The 3,843-nt window shown below is 70.9% G+C and carries 4 protein-coding genes; 2 read left to right on the top strand and 2 right to left on the bottom strand.

The window, feature by feature from the left end:
- The coding region (locus JWP65_RS16580; protein WP_299765702.1) for an HAD-IC family P-type ATPase at nt 1-737 on the top strand (737 nt) is incomplete at its 5' end.
- A 105-nt stretch (nt 738-842) separates the two neighbouring features.
- On the opposite strand, the gene JWP65_RS16585 is transcribed toward JWP65_RS16580, so the two are convergent.
- Nucleotides 843-1,946, bottom strand: a complete 1,104-nt coding sequence (locus JWP65_RS16585) for an alkene reductase (protein ID WP_299765704.1) — start codon at nt 1,944-1,946, stop codon at nt 843-845.
- A 2-nt stretch (nt 1,947-1,948) separates the two neighbouring features.
- The gene (gene gstA, locus JWP65_RS16590; RefSeq protein ID WP_299765706.1) at nt 1,949-2,554 is read right to left on the bottom strand and encodes a glutathione transferase GstA; all 606 of its coding nucleotides are present in this window, start codon (nt 2,552-2,554) and stop codon (nt 1,949-1,951) included.
- A 96-nt stretch (nt 2,555-2,650) separates the two neighbouring features.
- Between gstA and JWP65_RS16595 the strand changes: the two genes are divergently transcribed.
- A partial coding sequence (locus JWP65_RS16595) for an AsmA family protein (protein WP_299765708.1) occupies nt 2,651-3,843 on the top strand: 1,193 nt, incomplete at its 3' end.

Consider the following 3,843-nt stretch of genomic DNA (forward strand, 5'->3'; position numbering starts at 1 on the left):
CGGGGCGCGGCACCGAAGGCGAGGTGGGCGGCCGCAGCTTCCTGATCGGCAGCCTGCGCTGGCTGCAGGAATTGCAGGTGCCGCTGGCACCGCTGCAAGCGCATGTGGAACGCCTGCAAGGCGACGGGGCGACCTTGTCGGCGCTGGTCGAGCGCAGCACCGAAGGCCTGGCGCTGCGCGCGCTGATGGCTTTTGCCGACGAGCCCAAGCCGCAGGCGAACCAGGCCCTGGCCAGCCTGCGCGCGCAAGGCCTGCGGCTGGTGCTGATTTCCGGCGACAACCGCGCCGCCGCGCTGGCGATGGGCCGCCGGCTCGGCCTGCGGGACCACGAGATCCAGGCCGAGGTGTTGCCGGGCGAGAAGGCCGCGCGGGTCGCTGCGCTGCGCGCGGGCGGCCAGGTGGTGGCGATGGTGGGCGACGGCGTCAATGACGCCCCGGCGCTGGCCGCCGCCGACGTCGGCATCGCGATGGGCACCGGCACCGACGTGGCGATGCACGCGGCCGGCATCACGCTGATGCGCGGCGACGTGTCGCTGGTGGCCGCCGCGCTGGCGATTTCGCGGCGCACGGTGCGCAAGATCCGGCAGAACCTGTTCTGGGCCTTTGCCTACAACGTGGCCGGCATCCCGCTCGCGGCGCTGGGCTACCTGAGCCCGGTGATGGCCGGCGCCGCGATGGCGTTGTCGAGCGTGAGCGTGTTGGCCAATGCCTTGCTGTTGAAGCGTTGGCGGCCCTGACCGTCATTCCCGCGCAGGCCGCAACCCAGGGCGTGCACATTAAAAAAGCGCGCCGCGGCGCGCTCTTCCAAAGCCCTGCGTGCCCGCCTGCGCGGGGACGTCGAATCAGGGCAGTGCCGGATAGTCCGTGTAGCCCTTGGCCCCGCCGCCATACAGCGTGTCGCGATCCAGCGTCGCCAGATCGGAGCCGCTGCGCAGGCGTTCCACCAAGTCGGGGTTCGAGATGAACGCGCGCCCGAAGGCCACCAGGTCGGCGCCATCGGCCAGCGCCTGCCGCGCCAGGGCCTGGTCGTAGCTGTTGTTGACCATCCAGGCACCCTGGCCACCGGCGTCGCGATAGGCCTGACGCAAGGCCGCGTAGTCGAACGGCCGGCCGTCCACTTCGCGCGGGCCGCCGGTGGCGCCCTCGATGATGTGGACATACGCCAGGCCCAGGCCGGCCAGCTCGCGCACCACGTATTCGAACAGCTGCTGCGGCGCCGTGTCGGCGATGTCGTTGGCCGGCGTCACCGGTGACAGCCGGATGCCCACGCGCTCGCCACCGACTTCCTCGGCCACCGCCCGCGTCACCTCCAGCAGCAGGCGGGCGCGGTTTTCGATGGAGCCGCCATAGTCGTCGTCACGCTGGTTGCTGCCGGTCTTGAGGAACTGGTCCAGCAGGTAGCCGTTGGCGCCGTGCACCTCGACGCCGTCGAAGCCGGCGCTGGTGACGGCGTTGCGCGCGGCATGGCGATAGTCGTGCACGATGCCCGGCAGTTCCTGCGCGTCCAGGGCCCGCGGCTGCGAGGTCGGAACGAACGAGCCGACGCCGTCCTTGATCAGGTAGGTGTTGGTCTTGGCCGTCAGGGGCGAGGGCGCTACCGGTGCCTTGCCCTCGGGCTGCAGGTCGACGTGCGAGACGCGGCCCACGTGCCACAGCTGCACCACGATGCGGCCGCCGCGCTCGTGCACGGCCTGCGTCACCTCTTTCCAGGCATCCAGCTGCTCGGTGCCGTACAGCCCCGGCACGTCGGCGTAGCCCTGGCCCTGGTGGCTGATCGCGGTGGCCTCCGTGATGATGAGGCCGGCCGTGGCGCGCTGCGCGTAGTACTGCGCCATCAGCGGGGTGGGGACGGCGCCGGGTGCGCGGTTGCGCGTGAGCGGCGCCATGACGATGCGGTTGGGCAGCGCCATGCCGCCCAGCACGATGGGATCGAATAGGGTGGTCATTTTCAGTTGAGTCCTTCAGCAGTGAGGGCTTCCTGCACGGCGGGGCGCGCTTCCACGCGTGCCCGGTACGCCACCAGGTTGGCAAAGCCGGACAGGTCGACCGCCATCGGCCTGGCCCAGCGCGAAACGGTGTAGAGGTAGCCGTCGGCGACGCTGAAGTGCTCGCCCATCAGGTAGTCCTTGCCGGCCAGTTCGCCATCGACCCAGGCGAAGCGCTGCGCCAGCTTGTCGCGGCCCATTTTCCTGACTTCGTCCGGCAGGGCGGGGTTGAACAGGGGCGAAAAATTCTTGTGCAGTTCGGTGCTGATGAAGGTCAGCCACTCCTGCAGGCGATAGCGCGGCAGCGTACCGTTGGCTGGCGCCAGGTTCTTCAGCGGCGCCTGGTCGGCGATGTACTGCACGATGGCCGGGCCTTCGCGCAGCCGGGTGCCGTCGTCGAGTTCCAGCAGCGGAACGTAGCCCAGCGGGTTGATGGTGTAGTAGTCGGTGCCGTCGGACAGCTGGTGCGTCTTGGTCGAGGCCTGCACCGGCTCGAAGGCCAGGCCGGCTTCGCGCAGCGCGATGTGGGGCGAGAGCGAGCAGGCGCCCGGAGAGTAGTACAACTTCATTCGCTTTTTCCTTGAGTTGCGCGCGTGGTGTGGACAATTCGATGCTAGCGCCTTGCGCGCAACCGTGCAGGGGGCGGGGCAACCGACAATCGCCCGATGGCAAAGCTCCTGAAATGGCTGGTGTTCGCGGTGTCGGCGTTCGTCTTGCTGCTGGTCGGCGTTGCCGTGGCACTGCAGCAATGGGTGCGCACCGACGATTTCCGCAGCCGGGTGGAACGCGAGGCGACGGCAGCGCTGGGCGTGCCGCTGACGATGGGCCGGCTGTCGGTCGACCTGTGGCCGCTGCCGGCGGTGGCGGTGGACGACGTGCGGCTGCAGACGCGGCCGCCGATTTCGGTGACGCGGGTCGAGGCGCGGCCGGTCTGGACGGCGCTGCTGCTGGGGCGGCTGGAGATTGCGACGCTGCTGGTGCGGCAGGCGGTACTGCCGCAAACGGCACTGGCGGCGTTGGGCGCCGCCATGCAGAAGAAGGACGAGGCGGCCGCCAAGCCGGCGGCACCGGGCCCTTCCGCGTCGGTGGTGTGGCCACGCCGGGCAGTGCTGGACGCCGTCAGCTGGATCGACGGGCAAGGCCGGCGCACGACCATGGATGCGAAGGCGGCGCTGGCCGGCGACGGCCTGCTGCAGGAGGCCTCGTTCAAGGTGGTTGGCGGCCGCTTTGTCGGCGCCAGGGGCGAGCTGCGGCGCGAGGCCGACCACTGGCCGGTGCGGGTGGACATCGGTGGCGGCACCATCCGCGGCAAGCTGCAACTGCAGCCGGCGGTCAAGGGCGGACAGCTGCTGCAGGGTCAGCTGCGGACCGAGAACGTGGAGCTGGCGGCGCTGACCGCACCCAGCCGGACCCTGACCGGCAAGCTGCAGGCGCAAACCACCTTGCGCGCCGAGTTTCGCGAGGTCGGGCAGCTGGGCGAGGTGCTGCGCACGCAGACCCGCTTTGACGTGCGCAATGCGGTGCTGGAGGGAATCGACCTGGCGCGGGCGGTGCAGACGGCGGGGCTCAGCCGCGGCGGCTCGACCCGGCTGGACACGCTGGCCGGCCAGGTCACCACGCAAGGCAAGGCGCTGCAGCTGACCAAGCTGGTGGCCACCAGCGGCGTGCTGGCGGCCAGCGGCAACGTCGCCATCTCGGCCAGCCAGGCGCTCAGCGGCCGGCTGTCGGTGGAGTTGCAGGCGGCCGGCGCCGGCATCGGCGTGCCGCTGGCGGTGGGCGGCACGCTCTCCGCGCCCAGCGTCACCCTCACGCGCGGCGCCCTGGGCGCGTTGGCCGCCCCCGGTGGGGCTGCCAACGC

It is taken from the genome of Ramlibacter sp. (assembly GCF_028292805.1).
Taxonomy (GTDB): Bacteria; Pseudomonadota; Gammaproteobacteria; order Burkholderiales; family Burkholderiaceae_C; genus Ramlibacter.